Origin of the sequence: Paenibacillus sp. BK033, assembly GCF_004345425.1 — a bacterium.
In the GTDB taxonomy this organism is placed as follows: domain Bacteria; phylum Bacillota; class Bacilli; order Paenibacillales; family Paenibacillaceae; genus Pristimantibacillus.
On sequence record NZ_SLVP01000005.1, the window covers coordinates 1 to 18,721 of the forward strand.

The window sequence follows — 18,721 nt, forward strand, 5'->3', positions numbered from 1 at the left end:
AAGACCCCTTGAAGACGACGAGGTTGATAGGTTCGGGGTGGAAGCACAGCAATGTGTGGAGCTGACGAATACTAATCGGTCGAGGGCTTATCCTACAACGTTTCCGAAGGAAACGTACTTCGGAAGCATAAACTTGGATACCCCACAAAGTGAAGCAAATGCTTCGGAGTTACTTCCGAGTACTTTGCAGGGGCCCCATAAATGACTTAAGGAATTCAAACTTTCGCATCCAGTTTTCAAGGTGTAAATATACCTTTATGCCGGTGTAGCTCAGTTGGTAGAGCAACTGACTTGTAATCAGTAGGTCGTGGGTTCGACTCCTATCGCCGGCACCATTATCAAGTATAATTCCGATCAACTATGATCGGATTTTTTGTTATTTTAATAGTTGTAACCGAGTAAAACAGTTTATTGTTCGAAAAAACAGCGGGTCGCTTTGCAAAGCGATCCGCTGTTTTTAGGTTACACTTCGATATTCGCTGCTATGCTGTCCTCACGGCCATACTCGCGGATAAGCGCTGCTACAGCTTGGTGTTGCGGGTTAGGGCCATAAGCCTCTAACGCAGCTTTATCTTCGAATCTGACGCGAAGGACCAGCTGGTAGCCTTTGTTGTTATCCGAGAAATTAATGCCGGCATTAATTTCAACGACACCTGTCAAATGTTGTTTCAGCGCCTTAAAGCGATCTACGATCTCTTGGAGCTGTTCGTTGGTTGTTTGCTCTCCGAATTTCACCAAAATAGTACGATCAATCATGTTGTAACCTCTCTCTTCATCAAAATCTCTAGCCTTATGCAATATAGCATGAAATGGGAATGCATTTCTAGTTCTTTTCAATAACCAAGCTCTTTAATCGGTATACACAAGCTTTGGTCTGCTAGAATACGAGTTTGAAGTTTTGCGTGCATGGTGCATTCAGATGTGTTAATCTTGTTTTTACTGGAAAAATGTTGAAGTCAATAGAGGGTCAACTCTTAAATTCGGGAGTGAGAGGATGAAATGGAGAAGGCTGTTGAGTATTCTGTTTATTTCAGGATTTGTGGTTTCATTAATCCCTTTGCTATTTCTTATAGTGGAAGATAAGAATAATGCTTATTTTAGCGGAGTGATGTTCCTGGCAGTTGTTTTCTTTTTTCTGGCGGTGAGCAATTCTGTTACCTACTATATGATTAAGATTAGGGAAATGAAGAGGAGATGAGATTATCATGCCTAATCATGTTTGCATCATTACAGGAGTATCCAGCGGACTTGGAGCTGAGCTCGCTAATAACCTTCTAGAGGATGGGAACACGGTTATCGGTTTATCCCGCACGAATAATGAGGTAATTGGCAAAGACGCTGCAGCAGGAAAATACTACTTTTATCCTGTTGATCTCACTCATTTGGAGAATATTAAAACTGTAGTACAAAATCTTATTTCGGCTATTAATCAATATGACCTCGATTCTATAACCCTGATTAATAATGCGGCTTCAGTAACGCCATTAAAAGAGATTCATCTTTGCTCGGATGAGGAAATCATGAAAAATATACAACTCAACCTTGTGGCTCCGATGCTTCTTACCTCGACTTTTATTCGGTTGACCTCGGATTGGCGTGTTGGAAGAAAAATCGTAAATATATTATCCGGATCCGGAGAGTATCCTGCACCAAGCATGAGTCTCTATTGCTCGGCCAAAGCCGCGATGAATATGTTTTCCCAATGTATAGGAATGGAGCAAGATCAGGGTCAGGCGGCAAATAAAGTTCAAATTTATGCAGTTGACCCAGGGATGATGGACACACCAATGCAGCAGACAGCACGAGAGTCCGATACGGCATTAGCGAAATATTTTGCGGATCAGAAGGCAGAAGGGAATTTAATGGATCCAGCTAACGTAGCCAACCAAATCATTAAATTACTCCGTACATCTGTTTCTGTTAATGGTGGTTTATATCCGGCATGCGAATTGGAGGAATGATCAGATGAACAGCGAGAATAAGGTGAAGAACAGCTGGAACGAGTGGTCAGATACTTGGTATTTGAAATATAGAACCGAAGAGGCGATAGCAAAAATCATATCGGTTCCTGCATCCGCTTTCCATCCAACGACATATGGCATGATTAGAGAGGCCTTCCCGGACTTAACAGGAAAACGGGTATTGGTTCCTTCGAGCGGAGATAATCATGCGGTTTTTGCTTTTCATTTATTGGGAGCTCGAGTCACTTCCAGTGATATTTCCGATAAACAAATAGAGAACGCTTCCATTATTGCCAAGCAACAGGGCTGGGACATAGAGTTCATATGCGAAGATACGATGTCGTTGTCGCAACTTCCAAGCGAAGAATACGATTTCGTCTATACTTCAAATGGCGTTCACGTTTGGATCCATGATCTAAAGTCCATGTACAATAATGTTAGCAGGGTTCTGAAGAGAAACGGAATCTATATCATGCACGATATCCATCCATTTATGCGGCCGTTTGGAATTAAGGCAAAAGAAGCTCTCACTGTAAAAAAGCCTTATCACCTAACGGGGCCCTTTGGAGAAGTGCCAACCTACGGCTGGAGAATTCAGGATATATTGAATGCTGTTGTTTGCGCCAGCCTTCATATCAAGCATATCGAAGAGATGTATGCGGAGAACGGTTGGTTCTGGGTCGATGATTCAGAGAACGAAGGCGATAATTTAACCGCTGAACAAATAGATAGCTACTCCAATTGGCATGACAATCCTTCGGCTGCGCTTCCTCAATGGCTCGCGTTAAAGGCCGTTAAATACTAAAAGCAGAACTGTTTACAAATGTAATTGTATGGAGAATTATTATTCATGCTTATGCCTTTAATTGGTGTATGGCCAATAGACAAACGAAGCGGCGGAATTCATATAGAGTAATTTAGAAGATCATAACACAATTCCGAAGAAATGCAAACACTTGTTCCCTTTTTGTTTTCATGCTATTATTTGGGTAATAAAGGCAGAATTTGTACCGACTTACCTGTTTGAATAACTATTTGTTGGAGGAGATCTGAGGATGAGCTTAAAGGTTGGGCCGTATGATCTGCGGCAATCGGATATTTCAGGTGCGAAGTGGCAGGAGGTTCGCGCGGAAGAGCTGGTAATCGATAATGTCAGCCTGGCAAGAACTTCGATTAATAACGTAAATATGAGCGCCATGAAATTGAATGATGTGAATATGAGTGATTTTCAAATTACGGATGCGAACATGACTGGGGTAAGTATTAAGCTTGCAAATATCAGTCAGGCCAGCATTGATCATGTCTATCTGATTGGCACTAAGTTTACGAATGTCGTTCTACCGAATGAAGGCGAGCCGCAATACAAACCGGATGGACAATATGAACCAACCACTTTTAAAAGCTGCAATCTCTCGAAATCCCAGTTCAATGCCTGCGATTTATCCAATGTAACGATTGATAACTGCAATATTGATGGTTTGCGAATCAATGGAATTCTGATATCGGATCTGCTTAAGGATCAGTAGATCAATCGTCGGGAGGTCAATCTCATGAGCGAACAAGTGCTTGAAGAAGAGAAGGGCAAGTCCAGAGTTAAGCTCGGGAAGACTATTCAGGTTCGATTAGTATCGGATCTGGTTAAGTCGCAAGCGTATTATCGCGATTGCTTAGGATTTTCGATTGATGATTGGGGACATGCGGAGCGTGACGAGGTCTGTTTTATCCTTCAACAAGCTGTCTCCGGAGAAGATGTTAAACCGAATGCCGTCTCAGCCAAGCGTCACAGTTATCCAACGGAATGGGAAGGGCCGGATTATGGCTGGGATACCTATATCCATATGGGCTGGGAAGAATTCGACGAATACGTGGAAGAGGTCCGTACTAGAGGCGGGATGATCGGAGTTGAAGCCTTTATTGGCGAGCATGGGGGCTGGGAATTCAAGAATGCCCATCTCCATGATCCTGATCAATACAATATTGTCCTTGGCGCAATGCGAAAAAAAGTTTATACATGAGAAGAAAGCAGGACGTTTATGAATCCTATTTCTAATAGAATCAATAGTATCTTTATACCGGTAAGCAGTATTGAACATGTCCGCGACTGGTATTGCAATATGCTATATGACCGAGAATTTTTATAAAGCACCGGCATCTAAAAACCATACAGGGGAAATTAACAAGCATTCGATTACTCAGTATGACATTCGCCCTTATGAAATAAAGGAGAGAGGCATGATGAAGTTTGAACAGCTGGTACCTATTCTTCGTATATTTGACGAGGCAAAAGCAAGGGAGTTTTATTTGGACTTTTTAGACTTCACCGTGGATTGGGAGCATCGTTTTGAACCGGAAATGCCACTGTATATGCAGATTTCAAGGGGGAGAATAAGACTGCATTTGAGCGAACATTACGGAGACTGTAGTCCGGGTTCGGCTGTTCGCATTGAAATGACCGGAATAAGGGAATTACATCACGAATTATTGGACAAGAATTATAAATATGCAAGACCCGGACTGGAAGAAACGCCGTGGAACACGCTGGAATGCAGAATCGGCGACCCGTTCGGGAACCGGATTGTGTTCTGTGAGTCGACGTTAGACAAGTAGGAGGCGCTGAGAATAAGGTTACTTCTAGGTGTTGTACTGCTAATCGTATTCCTTCTAGTCACTTTCTTTGGACTTGGCCCCGTATTGTTTGCGGACGGGAGCAAGTCGGAAAGAATGGTTACGCTTGGAATAGTCCTCCTAATTTATGTTGCCATTGCGATCGCTGCCTGCTTCTTATTCCGGAAGAAGCGGTAAGACGCCAAACGAAGGTCCAAGCTCTATTCAAAACCTGTCATATTTCTCCTAATTTTCCGCATACGAATAGTGAGTTGATGTAATGTGCTGGGAAAGGGGACCAAAGGCGAATGGACTGGATCAATGACCAGATTATCCGATTGGCACAATCTTCACTGCCTCCGGGGGCGGAGCTAGTCATGATGGAGGATCCTCCTAACGAATACGCGATTTATCCCCAGGATTTAAGCGGGGATGGCGTTCCGGAGCTAACGGTTGTGTATCGCTGGCAGGATGAGCTTTATGTTCATATTTTGCAATACCGTCATATCGGATGGACGATTGCTACAGCTGCGAAGGGCGAAGGTTATAGTGTTGCTGAGCTAACTGCTGCTCCCGTAACTAGCCGGATGGTTAATAATCTTATTATTAATTGGCGGACTGGGGAAGAACAGACGAGGCGCGCGGTCTATGAATGGAGTCCTATAGGTTTTCGGAATATTGTACCTGATGAACGGACTCTGGAGACTAGAGCGATTTCTCATTATCCGGGATCAGAAAAAACGACTAGCGGAACGAGATGGGGCTATATTAATGGAATCGGCACGATGGTGATACCGCCGCGCTTTGACCGTGCAGAGGATTTTCAGACGAATGGGCTTGCTATAGTAAGTGCGGATAATGGGAATGGCCTGATTAACACAACAGGTGCTTATTTTGTCAGACCCGTTTATAGCTATATTGCACCTTTCTCGGAAGGAAGAGCGGTTGTTATAGACGACAAGGGCAAATACAGGCTGCTTAATGATTCGGGAGCTATCGTTACAAGCAATGGCTATTCCTATATGGCAGATATGCATGACGGAAGAGCGATGGTAAACAACCAGCTGGAAGGCGGAAAAATCGTCTATGGCTACATTGACCGGTCGGGCAAGGAGGTTATACCCCTTCGTTATGAAGATGCCACCGATTTCTCCAATAGGCATGCCGTCGTAAAAATGAAGGACAATGATTATGCTTTAATCCGTCATGACGGTTCCAAGGAAGCAGAATATCATTATCCGTTTGTAGGGGTTCTGGGGGATGGATTATTGCCTTTCCAACAGACGGCGAATGGGAAATATGGCTACATCAACGAGAAAGGCACGGTAAAGATTCAGCCGACCTATTCTATGGCATTTCCGTTTCAGAATGGCCGGGCAATCGTGAATAACGCGGAGGATTTTGGCTCGGAATACGGCGTGATTGACACAAAAGGAAATCTGGTTATACAAACGATTTATAACGATATCATGGCAATTGGCCAGCAGCGGTATGCGGTAGGGAAAGCGATTGATCCGGATCAACCGTTCCTTGGCTCGTTGTATGCGATCTTCGATTCCGATGGCAAACGATTGTCGGAATTTGTCTACACGGACGTGCAGCCGTATCGAAAAGGCCTCGCTTCCGCCAGCAACGGCAAGACGACCTTCTTCATTAACACCAGCGGCAATCCGGCTCCCGGCTATCCGCAGTTCCAAGGAAGCGGTACTTTGAAGCTCGAGGATGACTTGATACAGGTAAATATTGACCAAAGGATTAAATACGCCAACCGTAACGGACGTATCGTATGGGAGCCTAACACGGTCATTCCGCTTCGCTTGCCTTATCTCGTAAGAGAGCATAAATATAAGCCGAATAAGGACTATGTCGTCTATTATCCCGCAGTTGAAGGGATCGCCGATCATGCAGCGCAGGAGCGGTTGAACGAAACGCTTAAGGTAATGTCGCAGGTCAAGCCGATCCCTGGCGATGAGCAGCTTGGTTATACGTATAGCGGGGATTACGAAGTGACGTTGTTCAAGAAAAACCTGCTTGAGATTGAAATGACGGGCTATAATTATCCGGCTGGGGCAGCACATGGCATGCCAACGAAGGTCTATGCCCATATCGATGTGTCCAATGGAGACATGTATACGCTGAAGGATTTATTCAAACCTGGCAGTGACTACGTGAAGGTGCTGAGCGATCTCGTAGGGGAGCAAATCAAAACGGACCCTCAGTATGATTATGTTTTTCCGGATACGTATAAAGGCATCAAACCGGATCAACCGTTTTTCGTAACGCAGGATGCGCTGCATCTGTATTTCGAGCCTTATGAGATTGCGCCTTACGCAGCAGGCTTTCCTGAATTCAGAATCCCTTACTCGAAGATAATGAACATTATTGATGAGCGCGGCGATTTCTGGCGTTCGTTTCATCCATGATGGCCGTTCACGAGAGCAAGTGCCACCCACAGTAAATGGTACATGTTAACGAATAAGTAGAGCAGGAATAGGATGACAGCGGAATAATGGATCCATAAGCGGGTACTTAACCGAGGATAAATACACAAAAAGAGAATGGGAAATAACAGCTTAACGCCATAGTAAGCGATAGAGTGCCAGTTATATAGCCAAGATACAAACGGATTCAGCTCGGTTATTAGCTTTAATCTTATTCCGATATCGGTAAATAAGGCATCAGTCAGACTGAAAAAAAGCAGCCATAGCAGCAGCCCTCTTATCGGCAGTCGAAGGATGACGGACATTCCGGCACTTCCCATCCCATAGAAGAGTGTTATAGTGTTATGATACAATTTGTATCTACAATTAGCAAGCTGGCGCATGAAGGACTCCTTCTTCAGAAGGGGGATTTTATGCGCTGTTTTCGTTTTGGCGCTTGCCCGATTGTGCTGATATAATATAGTAGTAAAGGAATTGTGACCGACTATAATCAGATGGAGCTGAAAGTCATGCAAAGCTCGTCATTATCTTCATTTCATCCATCCCTTGCGGAATGGTTTGAGGCTTCGTTCGGCGAGCCGACCGACGTGCAAAAACAAGCTTGGAAAGCGATTACAGCTAGCGACAATACGTTGATTGCGGCTCCGACAGGCTCGGGCAAAACATTAGCCGCCGTTCTTCCGTGTCTCGATGGGATTGCCAAAATGAAGCAGCTGCAGCGTCAGGCCGGCGTAAGGCTGCTTTATATTACGCCGCTTAAGGCCCTTAATAACGATATCCATGATCATCTGGTAGCATTTATCGAACAGATCGATAAGCTTGCCGCATCAACGGATGCGAACTGGCCGGGACTCCGCAGCGGCGTTCGGACAGGGGATACGACCAGCTCGGTTAGATCCGCTATGTATCGGAAACCGCCGGATATTCTGGTCACTACGCCGGAATCCTTGTATATTCTTCTCACTTCCGAGAAAGGGAGGGAAATGCTAAAGACGGTCTCTTACGCGATTATTGACGAGATTCACGATCTCGCAGCAGATAAAAGAGGAACGCATTTGTCCGTGTCGCTCGAACGGTTGGAGGAGTTATGCGGAAGACGGATTCAACGAATCGGCGTATCGGCAACGCAGAAGCCGCTTGCCCGCGTGGCAAGATTTCTTGGCGGCTGGCAGGAACCGGCAGGCAGTAGGAAAGATGAGCAACAAGTGGCCGATAGTGAAGGATTCATTCATCCGCTAGGTCTAGTGCCGCGTCCGGTAACGATCGTGGAAAGCCATATGAGCAAAAAGCTTGAAGTAACGTTGACGATGCCTGATCAATCGCAGCCGATGCAGACCCGAGAAGCGGTGTGGCTGCCGATTCTGGACAGGCTGTTTGCGCTGATGTCCGATTGCCGTTCGGTCATTATTTTCGTAAACAGCCGAAGGTTATGCGAACGCTTATGTCTGCGGCTGAATGATCATGCCGGCTACGAGATGGCAAGAGCCCATCATGGGAGTATTGCCAAGGAGCGGCGGCTGGAAGTAGAGAGAATGCTAAAGGCAGGCGAGCTGCGCTGCATTGTGGCAACCTCCTCGCTCGAGCTTGGCATAGACGTGGGGCATATCGAGCTGGTTATTCAGCTCGATTCTCCTATTGAGGCCGCATCCGGCATTCAGCGGATCGGCCGTGCGGGCCACGCCGTCGGCAGCGCGAGCCGCGGCGCGATGGTCGCCCGGCAGCGGGGCGTGCTGCCGGAGATGGCGGTGCTCGGCAAATTAATTGCCGAGCGAGATATCGAGCCGATCCAGATCCCGCGGGATCGGCTCGATGTCCTGTCGCAGCAGACGATCTCCATCGTTGCCGCGCAGGACATGGCGGTGGGCGAGCTGCACAGGCTGATCGCCCGAAGCGACAGCTACCGAAGCTTTCCAATCGGCAGGCTTCGGGACATGCTGCAGGTGCTGGCGGGCTTTTATCCGTTTATGAGGCCGCTGCTCGATTGGAACCGTGATACGGATCAACTCGTGAAGCGGCGGAATACGATGATCGGCGCATTGACCGGCGCGGGTACGATTCCTTCAAGCTCGGCTTATCCGGTGCATCATGTGGACAGCCGCGTCCATCTCGGCGAGCTCGACGAGGAATTCGTTCAGGAGAGCCGCGTAGGGGATGTATTCCAGCTGGGCATGAACGGCTGGATGATTCGGCGGATCGATAAGGATCGAGTCTATGTGTCCGAGGCGGGCAACCGCTTTAGCGAAATACCGTTTTGGCGTGCTGAAGGACTTGGGCGAACGTATGCGTTAGGCAAAAAAGTCGGGGCGTTTATCGCGGAAATCGAAGAGCGTCTCCAACGGGAAGACGAGGATAAGCTGATCGGCTGGCTGTCCGAGCATTATCAGATGGATGATTATACGGCGCAGCAGCTCCTGTCTTTAATCGGTTCCCAGCAATCCTTCTGCGAGCTGCCGACGGATAAACGCATCGTCGTTGAGACCTACCGCGATCTGATGAACCAAACGCATGTCATTATGCATAACCCGTTCGGCAGACGGCTCAACCGGACCTGGCTTCTGGCAATCGAGCGGCAGTTCGAGCTGCTGCTGCCATATCGGCTGTACGGCAATGCAAAAGACAACGGCATCGAATTCGTTCTGCCGGAATGGGATTCCTCCTGGCTGCAGACTATTTGGGGGGTTACGCCAGGTCATGTGGAGCCGCTGCTGACCGAAGCGATTACGGGCTCGCCGCTTCTGGCGATTGCCTTCCGTCATATTGCCGAAACCTCGTTATTATTATCCCGCAGTTTCGGCAGAACACCGCTGTGGCAGAAGAGGCTGAGAAGCGAGGAATTGCTTCGTAATGCTTTGCCGTATGCCGAGCATTTTCCTTATTTGACGGAAGCGATGAAGGCTTGCCTGCATGAGTTTTTATCTTTGGATGATCTTCGCGCTTTGTTAACCGCCATTCAGGAGGGTGAGATTGAGGTGGTGGTGAAGGAGACGGAATATCCGTCCCCGATGGCTACCCAATTTCTGGCGGATTACGTGAATATGCGGATTTACGAAGGCGATGGGCTGGATCCGGCCATTCAAATGCAGCTTATGAATGTCAGCAAGGAGATGGCGGGCCGTTTGTTCGGCGAGCAGGCTATCCGCAGCGCTATTCCCGAGCAGGTGCTGGAAGCGGAGAGGCAAAGGCTCTCGGAACCGGAACCGGAGCTTCGTGAACCAAGCGACGTTATCCGTCTGCTGAAGCGCCGAGGCGATCTGGCTTCGGACGAGCTGATTCAGCTGTCTGGGACAAGGACGCTGGAATGGGCGGAGCAGCTTCTGCAAACCGGAGAGCTTGCGGTCTATCAACCATCGGAAGACACGCCGGAAGAGGAATACCGATGGATTTGCCGCGATGAACGGGACATTTACGAAGCCTTTCCGGCGTCGGATGAAGCAGCTGCCTTTATCATCCGCCGGTTTGCCGATAACCGAATCGCCTTTACCGAGCTTGAGCTATGCGAGCGTTATCCCAAGCTGCCGTTAGCGGAAGCGAAGAGACTAATCGACAAGCTGCGTGAGGAGGGCAGCCTCGATCAGGCGCCTTTTGCGGCGTCGCCGGAGGAAAGGATCTGGTCGACCCGGCGAGCGGCGGAGCGTATGATCCGTCTCTCGATTGGGGAAGCCCGCAAGCAGATACAGCCGGTATCCGCAATCCGCTGGTGTGCTCAGATTGCGCTTCGTCAGCACGCGCTGCAAGGTACGCAGCTTCGCGGGAGCGAAGGCATCAAGCTTGTGATCGAGCGTCTGCAGGGTATTTTTCTGCCGTTATCGCATTGGGAAACGGTTATTTTCCCTTCCCGCGTTGCGGATTACCGGAAGGATGAGCTTGATCTGCTGTGCGCAACGGGGGAAGTCATCTGGATCGGCAAGAAGCAGCCGGACGAAAAGGAAGGGAAAGTTGCTTTCTTCCTCGCAGGCAGCCGTTCGATCTATGAGCCTTATCTGGCGGAGAGCAGGGAAAAAGCCGCGTCGCATCCGGAGCTGCTCGAGCTGTTGAAGAAGAGCGGGGCAAGCTTCCTTACCCGACTGGCGAGAGAGACCGGGAAGCTTCCGACGGAGGTGTTGTCGGCGTTGCTGGAGCTTGCTTGGGAAGGCCATGCCTCCAATGACCAATTTGCTCCCCTGCGGCTATTAACGCTAAAGAAAAGCAAGGATTGGGCAAAGACCGGATCGGGACTCGGCAGATGGTACTGGACCGGCAGTCTGGAAGAGGCTTCGCCGGAAGAAGGGCAATCCGGGAATACGTCTACGGATACGGACTCGCCGGAGATGTATTGGATCCGCCATTTGGTGGGGACGTACGGAATCGTTACCAAGGAGTTGACCGCTTCGGTTACGCCTTACAGCTGGGACCGTCTTCAGCCGGTTCTCCGAAAGCTCGAGGAATGGGGTACGTTGACGCGCGGATTGTTTATCGACGGATCGATAACGATGCAGTTTACGACACCGGAGATTGCCGAGCTTATTCGTAAACCATTCTCTTCGGGAAGCCCTGCGCAAGAGACGCTTACGCTGTTGTCGGCGGTAGATCCGGCCAATCCGTTTGGCTTGATCATGGAATGGCCGGAGAGCAAGGATTGTTCCTTTGCCAGAAAGCCCGGGCATTTTCTCGTTATACGGGGAGATCAATGGCTGTACTGGATGGAGAACAACGGCAAAAGGATCCATACGATGGATCCTCAGGAATCCTCCAAGCCTCCTTCGTCAGAGGAGATGAAATGGATTTTTATGACGCTGCTTCGCCGCCAGCATCTCTCGAAGATTGTGGTGGAACGCTGGAACGGAGAGACGGTAGCGTTGACGGAGGAAGGAAGGCTGCTGAAGGAAATTGGAGCGGAGAGCGATCAGAAGTCGCTTGTATTATGGCAAAGCCAATTGAAATAGGCATGCTATCGTATATAGGAAAGGGGTTCTACGCGTGCAGCACATGATGAAGTATGTGAGAAAATACGGCCTGCTGTTCACCTTTTGCGTCCTGCTCGTCAGCGTTGAGGCATTGGCGGATTTGCTTCAGCCGACCATGATGTCGCATATCGTGGACGAAGGGGTTGCGACCAAAGAGATGGATAAAGTGCTTCATTTCGGAGGTTATATGCTGCTGATTACGCTCGGAGGCGCTATTGCGGCATCCGGCCGCAATATTGTCTCCAGTATCGTATCCCAGCGGTTTGGCGCAGAGCTTCGCCAGGATTTGTTCGAGAAAATTCAAGGGTTAAGCTTTGAAAGCGTAGACCGCTTCGACCGTGCCTCGCTCGTTACAAGGCTTACCAACGACGTGACGCAGGTTCAAAACTTCGTCAACGGCATGATGCGGATTTTTGTCAAAGCTCCCATGCTTTGCATCGGAGGGTTTATTATGGCCTTCCGGTTAAACCCGTACTTATCCATCGTTCTTATGATCGTCATTCCGATCGTTGGTTTGATGATTGTGCTTAACATGAAGGTAGGCTTGCCATTATTCTTGAAGGTGCAAAATGCGTTAGACCGGTTAAACGGCGTTATGCGCGAATATTTGTCCGGCGTAAGAGTTGTGAAAGCCTTTAACCGGTTCGACCTCGAGGTCGATAAATTCAACGGGATCAACAAGCAATATGAAGCCCGGTCCACTTCCGCTCAGCGGGTCATGGCTGTATTCGGTCCAGGCGTTACGCTGACGATGAATATCGGAATTGTTGCCGTTATCTGGCTCGGCGGCATCCGGGTCAACGACGGACATACCCAGGTCGGTCATATTATCGCGTTCGTTAACTACATGACGCAGATTCTGTTCTCGCTGACTGCAATGACGATGATTTTCAACATGTTCGTTCGGGCGAAGGCGTCAACGGGCCGGATTGTGCAGGTGCTTGCGGAGACCAATCCCATGATGGACCCTGCTCGGCAATCTGCCGTGAAGGAGCTGCAGGGCAAAGGCGCTATCGAATTCGACAACGTCAGCTTTTCTTATGAAGGACCTGACGGCGAGCCCGTGCTTAAATCGATCAGCTTCAGCTGCCAGCCCGGGGAGACCGTTGCCATCATCGGATCAACCGGCTCGGGAAAAAGCACGCTGGTAAACCTGATCCCCCGATTCTATGACGTTACGGAAGGGGCGGTGCGGATTAACGGCATCAACATTCGGGAAGTCGATGCCCACGAGCTGAGAGAGAGGATTGCCATTGTGCCTCAGAAGTCGGTGCTGTTCACCGGTCCGGTTGTGGACAATATCCGGATCGGCAAGCAGGACGCGTCTATGGAGGAGGTCGTGGATGCGGCCAAAATGGCTTCGGCGCATTCGTTTGTTTCCGAGCTGCCTGAGCAGTACCATACCATGATTGGCCAAGGCGGCGTGAACTTCTCCGGCGGGCAGAAGCAGAGGATTTCGATTGCGAGAGCGCTGATCCGGAAGCCGGATATTCTTATTCTCGACGATTGCACAAGCGCGCTCGACAGCGCGACCGAAGCATCGATCAAACGTGCGATAAGCGATTACGCTAAAGGAGTTACCTGTCTGCTCATTGCCCAGCGCATTTCCTCCGTGAAGGATGCGAGCACCATCATCGTAATGGACGACGGAGAAATAGTAGGCATGGGCAATCATGACCGTTTGATGCAGGATTGCCAGGTTTATCAGGAGATTTACCGTTCGCAGATCGGCAAGGAGGTGGACAACCATGCCTCAGCCTAACGGAACCGGCCCCGGCAATAACAGCACAGCGCGCGCCGAGGTTAATGTGCCGATGGGAGGCCGTCCAGGCGGTCCCGGATTTGGCGGACGCGGCGGACCTAAGCAAAAACCGAAAAACTTCCGAGCGACGTTAATGCGCTTATGGGGGTATTTGAGCGGCGAGCGTAAGCAGCTTGCCTTGGTATTCGGCTTCATCCTGATCGATTCCGCCATTATGCTGCTTGGACCGTATTTAATTGGCGTATCCGTAAACGCGATGGCAGGAGGCCAAGGCGCCGTCGATTTTGGTCTGCTGCACCTTGTGCTGTTTGCCCTGGTTGCGTCTTATTTGGCGGATGCATCGCTCAGCTTCCTTCAGGGATGGATGATGGCGGGGATCTCCCAGAGGATCGTCAGCCGGCTTCGGCGCACCTTGTTTGAGAAGCTGCAGCGATTGCCGCTTGTTTATTTCGATACGCGCCGGCACGGCGAATTGATGAGCCGTCTTTCAAACGATATCGACAACGTCAGCACTTCCGTCTCGCAAACCTCGGCGCAGCTGATGACGGGATCCATCGCCTTGCTCGGGTCGCTGATCATGATGCTGGTGCTGAGCCCGCTATTGACGCTTGCAAGCCTGATTACGGTGCCGCTGGTTTTCCTGCTTGCCCGAACGATTACGAAACGAACCAGCGCCTTGTTCAAAAACCAGCAAGCGCAGCTGGGACGGCTAAACGGTCAAGTCGAGGAGACGATTACCGGCTTCCAGGTAGTGAAGGCCTTTAACTATGAAGCGACCTCGATAGCCGATTTCCGCAAAGACAATGACGAGTTGTGCAAAGTAAGCACGAAGGCGCAAATCTGGTCCGGCTTTATGATGCCGCTGCTCAGCGTGATTAACAATATCGGCTTTGCGGCCGTAGCGATAGTCGGCGGGGTTATGGCCGTGCACGGGATGATTACGGTGGGGATTATCGCCAGCTTCCTAAGCTATTCCCGGCAGTTCGTCCGGCCGATGATGGATTTGGCGAACACGTACAACGTTCTTCAATCGGGGATTGCAGGAGCGGAGCGCGTATTTGAGGTGCTTGACGAGAAGGAAGAGGTCGAGGATGCACCAGATGCCATCGAGCTTGGTTCTCCCAAAGGCGAGGTTGTGTTCGAAAACGTGCAGTTCGGCTACCGCAGCGACGTGCAGATTCTGAAAGGCGTCAGCTTCAAGGCGGAAGCCGGCAGCAGCACGGCCTTGGTTGGACCAACCGGAGCGGGGAAAACAACCGTTATTAACCTGCTCAGCCGGTTCTATGACGTGACTGGCGGGCGGATCCTCATTGACGGGAGGGACATCCGGGATTACACGAGGGACAGCCTTCGCCGGACCTTTGGCATTGTGCTTCAGGATACGTATTTATTTTCCGGTACGGTGAAGGAAAATCTGAAGTACGGCAAGCCGGAAGCAACGGATGAGGAGGTTCGGAGAGCGGCGCGCATGGCGGGGGCGGACGGTTTCATCCGGCGCTTGCCCCAGCAGTACGACACACCGCTTACGGAGAACGGGGGCAACCTGAGCCAAGGACAGCGGCAGCTGCTCGCCATTGCAAGAGCCATTCTCGCGGAGCCGTCGATTCTCATTCTGGATGAGGCGACCAGCAGCATTGATACACGGACCGAGCTCCGTATTCAGGAAGCGATGCTTCAGATGATGGAGGGGCGCACCAGCTTTATCATCGCCCACCGCCTGTCCACGATTCAGAATGCCGATACGATTCTCGTTATCGACAAGGGAACGATAGCCGAGAAAGGCTCCCACAGCGAACTAATGGAGAAGGAAGGCCTTTATTACGGCATGCACCGGAATTTAACGGTATAACTGGATGGCGGGACCTATTCGCTAAGAAGGGTCCCGCCATTTTTCGTCATTCTTTCATGAGGATTCTATCATTTGTGCTCTCTAGCAAAAATTTGATATACTAGGGCCGTTGCTTTACTGCTTCCACTTGTTGGTAGAATCAGGGTAGAGCATGGGAGGTTTTAGATGATTAATCAATGGGGAATCAAATCAGCCGCGGCCGTACTGGCTCTTGCCTTGTTAACGAGCGGTGTCGCAGAAGGGAAAGCCGAGTCCGCGGCTGCCGTGACGGCTACGGCGACGTCGGCCGTACCTGCGAAGACCACGATTCTATTAGACGATGTAGAGCTGCCTTTCGATAGTCCGCCAATTATCGTAAAAGGCGTTACTTTTGTTCCGTTCCGTACCATCGGCGAAGCGCTTGGCCTTCAGAAGGTCGTCTGGGACGAGAAGACGCAGACCGTTACCGCGGAAGGCTCCAAGCAAGGCAAAGCGGTAAAGCTTTCCATGAAGCTTGGCAGCGGGACTGCCGTCGTAAACGGGACAAACGTAAACCTGCCGGCTGCGCCAATGATGCGAAATAATCGCGTGCTTATTCCGTTAAGCTTTTTCAGCACCCAATTCGGCGCTCAGGTTGGCTGGAGCCAGTCAACCAATACCGTAACGATCAAATCGCCGAAAAAAGCGATGCATCTGCGCACATTCTACGCGTTATCCTCGTTCGCGGAGCGGGATCTGGTCAATTCCGCGAACTCCGTTGCATACGGCTGGAGCCGGATCGACCGCGACGGCAACTTTACGCTCGAGGGCACCGAATACCGGGTTCCGGAGCCTAGCGGCGATATCACGCCGCAATCGCTAGTAAGCGATGCTGCGAACAAATCGATCAAGCCTTACTTGATGGTCTATTCCCTTGACGGGCAAAACGAACTGACGACGATGATGGGCAGCGAGACGCTTCGGGCCAATTCAATCAGCGGCATAACAAAAGCAATTTCGGATTACGGCTTTGGCGGCGTTGTCCTGGATTTTGAAGGGCTTGGCTTCCAAATGGACAAGATTGAGCAGCAGAAGCTGCTTAACGGGTACGTGAAGCAGCTGAAGGATGCACTCCCGCAGGGTATAGCCTTGTCTCTTGTCGTGCATGCGCCAAACAGCGCTTATCAAGGCTATGATTACAAGACGCTGGCCAGCCTGGCGGACGACCTTGTTCTGATGGCCTATAAATACAATCCTTCCGGGACGGCGGCTCAAGTGCCGAATCCGAATAATAAGGTAAATGAAGCCATTCAGCTGGCTTTAAAAGCCGGCGTGCCCAAATCGAAGCTATTGCTTGGCATCGATTTGAGTGCGGAAACTCCGCAGTCGATTGACGACAAGCTTGGCCTTGCCAAGCGTTATCAGTTGAAAGGCGCGGCATTATGGCGCCTCGGCTTGTACAGCAAATATTCGCCCGATATGATTCCGGCCATTAATAAATCCGTTATAAAAGAATAGTCTTACGGCCAATCAGCGGCAGAATGGATGTCTATCCGGTTCTGCCGCTGATTTTTTCGGAGAGCCCGAACCCTATCCTATCATTCTCATATTACTAGAGTAGCTGAGAGGAAAGGGGGGGATCGCCTTGGGAGTGCTGTTTCCGATTGAAATTCCTGAGGTTCTGGAGGCCGCGAAAAAGAAAGCTAAGCTTGTCGTGCTTAAAACGGTTTCCGGCGAAGAGATTGTAGGTCGCGTCGTGGCCGTGAAAAAAGGAGTCGTCGTACTCAAAGCGTTTCACGCGAAGATTTATGTGGCCCTGAACAAAATCATTGCCGTCATTGTCCGCTGAGGCTAGCACAAAAAACCGCGTAATTCGCGGTTTTTTTGCTAGCAGGCCGGAAACGGCAATATATCGTTAATGTCGTTAAGGCTGTAATGGAAGGTAGCGAACTGCGTGGCGTACATATATTGCATGACGTAAACCTCGCCGCCTTGCACGTTGCAGACGACTCCGGATACGCCTTGGCCGTTGCGGAGCGAAATGCCGACCGGACGACCCCTAAGCATCATTGCTTTTTGCTGTATGGACATTTGACCCTGCATAAACATAATCCAACCAACCTCCTGATTGACTTTAATGGTATAATGGTGGGTAGACGATTAGCAACGCGAGAGAATGGAGCTTTGAAGCATGAAGAGATTCAAGAAATTTTATATCGAGATTACGAGTATTTGCAACCTGGCGTGCTCCTTCTGTCCACCAACCGAACGCGCAAAAGGATTTATCAGCATAGAAGATTTCAAGGAGCGGCTTGATCAGATCAAACCGTTTACGGACTATATTTATTTTCATTTAAAGGGCGAGCCGCTTCTTCATCCCAAGATTGACGAGCTGCTCGATATTAGCCACGAGAAGGGTTTTAAGGTCAATATCACGACGAACGGAACGCTGCTTCAAAAAAATAAACATAAGCTGCTGTCCAAGCCGGCTCTCCGGCAGATGAATTTCTCGCTTCACAGCTTTGACGGGCATGCCGGCTCCAAGGATAAAGAGGGCTATATCGGCGGAGTTTTATCCTTCGTCCGGGAGGCCATGGAACAGACGAATATGATCACATCGTTCCGCTTGTGGAATTTGGCGCAGGATAATATGACGAATGCGGAGAGACAGCGGAACCGCGAGATTCTGTCGATGATTGAGCGTGAATTCGAGTTGGATTATCTGATTGAAGAAAAGGTTATGCCCGGAAGCGGAGTCAAAATCGCCGAGCGCGTCTATTTGAATCAGGATTATGAATTCGAATGGCCGGACCTAAGGGCAAAGGAAGACGACGGCAAAGGCTTCTGCTACGGACTTCGGAATCAGGCAGGCATTCTGATTGACGGTACCGTGGTGCCGTGCTGTCTCGACGGTGAAGGGGTAATCAATCTTGGCAATATGAATGAGCAGCGGTTCTCGGACATTATCGAGGGCGAGCGGGCGACAAACCTCGTTGACGGTTTCTCGAGAAGGGAAGCGGTTGAGGAGCTGTGCCGCAAATGCGGCTACCGCCAGCGCTTCGGCAAATAAGGGGATCAGACATACGGACAGCCGTTGAACGTTATGCGTTTACGGCTGTTTTTGTACTTGTTGGCAGGTTCGGATCCTTAAGCCGGTGAAGGTTTTCGCGTCTTGGAGAGTCAGCACCCTCTCTGTCATCTGC

General features: G+C 49.9%; 16 protein-coding genes, 1 tRNA gene and 1 rRNA gene. 15 read left to right on the forward strand and 3 right to left on the reverse strand.

Annotation, left to right across the window (positions count from 1 at the left end; translation table 11 throughout):
* Positions 1–95: ribosomal RNA gene (locus EV294_RS17350) — 23S ribosomal RNA — on the forward strand; the annotation flags it as partial.
* 164 nt (positions 96–259) lie between these two features.
* Positions 260–335, forward strand: a tRNA-Thr gene (locus EV294_RS17355).
* A 127-nt stretch (positions 336–462) separates the two neighbouring features.
* Here EV294_RS17355 and EV294_RS17360 read toward each other — a convergent pair.
* Positions 463–756, reverse strand: coding sequence for a Dabb family protein (locus EV294_RS17360; protein ID WP_132308988.1), 294 nt, complete (start codon positions 754–756; stop codon positions 463–465).
* 449 nt (positions 757–1,205) lie between these two features.
* Between EV294_RS17360 and EV294_RS17365 the strand changes: the two genes are divergently transcribed.
* From EV294_RS17365 to EV294_RS17390, 7 genes are all read left to right on the forward strand, one after another.
* Positions 1,206–1,961, forward strand: coding sequence for an SDR family NAD(P)-dependent oxidoreductase (locus tag EV294_RS17365; RefSeq protein ID WP_132308989.1), 756 nt, complete (start codon positions 1,206–1,208; stop codon positions 1,959–1,961).
* Positions 1,962–1,965: 4 nt separating this feature from the next.
* The gene (locus EV294_RS17370) at positions 1,966–2,766 is read left to right on the forward strand and encodes a class I SAM-dependent methyltransferase (RefSeq protein ID WP_132308991.1); all 801 of its coding nucleotides are present in this window, start codon (positions 1,966–1,968) and stop codon (positions 2,764–2,766) included.
* 250 nt (positions 2,767–3,016) lie between these two features.
* A complete protein-coding gene (locus tag EV294_RS17375; RefSeq protein ID WP_132308992.1) occupies positions 3,017–3,487 on the forward strand; it encodes a pentapeptide repeat-containing protein in 471 nt (156 codons plus the stop codon).
* A 24-nt stretch (positions 3,488–3,511) separates the two neighbouring features.
* Positions 3,512–3,976, forward strand: a complete 465-nt coding sequence (locus EV294_RS17380) for a VOC family protein (protein ID WP_132308994.1) — start codon at positions 3,512–3,514, stop codon at positions 3,974–3,976.
* 217 nt (positions 3,977–4,193) lie between these two features.
* Positions 4,194–4,568: a glyoxalase superfamily protein gene (locus tag EV294_RS17385; RefSeq protein WP_279513594.1), complete on the forward strand. Its 375-nt coding sequence runs from the start codon at positions 4,194–4,196 to the stop codon at positions 4,566–4,568.
* Between the two features lie 12 nt (positions 4,569–4,580).
* Positions 4,581–4,763, forward strand: a complete 183-nt coding sequence (locus EV294_RS31105) for a DUF6954 family protein (RefSeq protein ID WP_481856083.1) — start codon at positions 4,581–4,583, stop codon at positions 4,761–4,763.
* Positions 4,764–4,873: 110 nt separating this feature from the next.
* Positions 4,874–6,988 (forward strand): WG repeat-containing protein, encoded by a 2,115-nt coding sequence (locus tag EV294_RS17390; protein ID WP_132308995.1) that lies wholly within the window; start codon positions 4,874–4,876, stop codon positions 6,986–6,988.
* Here the strand turns inward: EV294_RS17390 and EV294_RS17395 are convergent.
* On the reverse strand, positions 6,979–7,311 hold the full coding sequence (locus EV294_RS17395) for a DUF5658 family protein (RefSeq protein WP_132308997.1): 333 nt from the start codon (positions 7,309–7,311) through the stop codon (positions 6,979–6,981). The genes EV294_RS17390 and EV294_RS17395 overlap by 10 nt on opposite strands.
* A 204-nt stretch (positions 7,312–7,515) precedes the next feature.
* Between EV294_RS17395 and EV294_RS17400 the strand changes: the two genes are divergently transcribed.
* From EV294_RS17400 to EV294_RS17420, 5 genes are all read left to right on the forward strand, one after another.
* Entirely contained in the window at positions 7,516–11,928 is a 4,413-nt protein-coding gene (locus tag EV294_RS17400; protein WP_132309807.1) for a DEAD/DEAH box helicase, read from the forward strand.
* 34 nt (positions 11,929–11,962) lie between these two features.
* A complete protein-coding gene (locus EV294_RS17405) occupies positions 11,963–13,711 on the forward strand; it encodes an ABC transporter ATP-binding protein (RefSeq protein ID WP_132308998.1) in 1,749 nt (582 codons plus the stop codon).
* Positions 13,698–15,560 carry an ABC transporter ATP-binding protein gene (locus EV294_RS17410; protein ID WP_481856079.1) on the forward strand — a complete coding sequence of 621 codons (1,863 nt, stop codon included), beginning with the start codon at positions 13,698–13,700 and terminating at the stop codon, positions 15,558–15,560. Before EV294_RS17405 ends, EV294_RS17410 begins: the two co-directional genes overlap by 14 nt.
* A gap of 165 nt (positions 15,561–15,725) precedes the next feature.
* A complete protein-coding gene (locus tag EV294_RS17415) occupies positions 15,726–17,036 on the forward strand; it encodes a stalk domain-containing protein (protein ID WP_132309000.1) in 1,311 nt (436 codons plus the stop codon).
* Positions 17,037–17,163: 127 nt separating this feature from the next.
* Positions 17,164–17,367 (forward strand): hypothetical protein, encoded by a 204-nt coding sequence (locus EV294_RS17420; protein WP_132309001.1) that lies wholly within the window; start codon positions 17,164–17,166, stop codon positions 17,365–17,367.
* A gap of 38 nt (positions 17,368–17,405) precedes the next feature.
* Here the strand turns inward: EV294_RS17420 and EV294_RS17425 are convergent, their stop codons facing one another.
* On the reverse strand, positions 17,406–17,609 hold the full coding sequence (locus EV294_RS17425; RefSeq protein ID WP_132309811.1) for a hypothetical protein: 204 nt from the start codon (positions 17,607–17,609) through the stop codon (positions 17,406–17,408).
* Positions 17,610–17,709: 100 nt separating this feature from the next.
* Here EV294_RS17425 and EV294_RS17430 point away from each other — a divergent pair, with 100 nt between their 5' ends.
* Positions 17,710–18,588, forward strand: coding sequence for a radical SAM/SPASM domain-containing protein (locus EV294_RS17430; protein WP_132309003.1), 879 nt, complete (start codon positions 17,710–17,712; stop codon positions 18,586–18,588).
* The last annotated feature ends 133 nt before the right edge of the window (positions 18,589–18,721 follow it).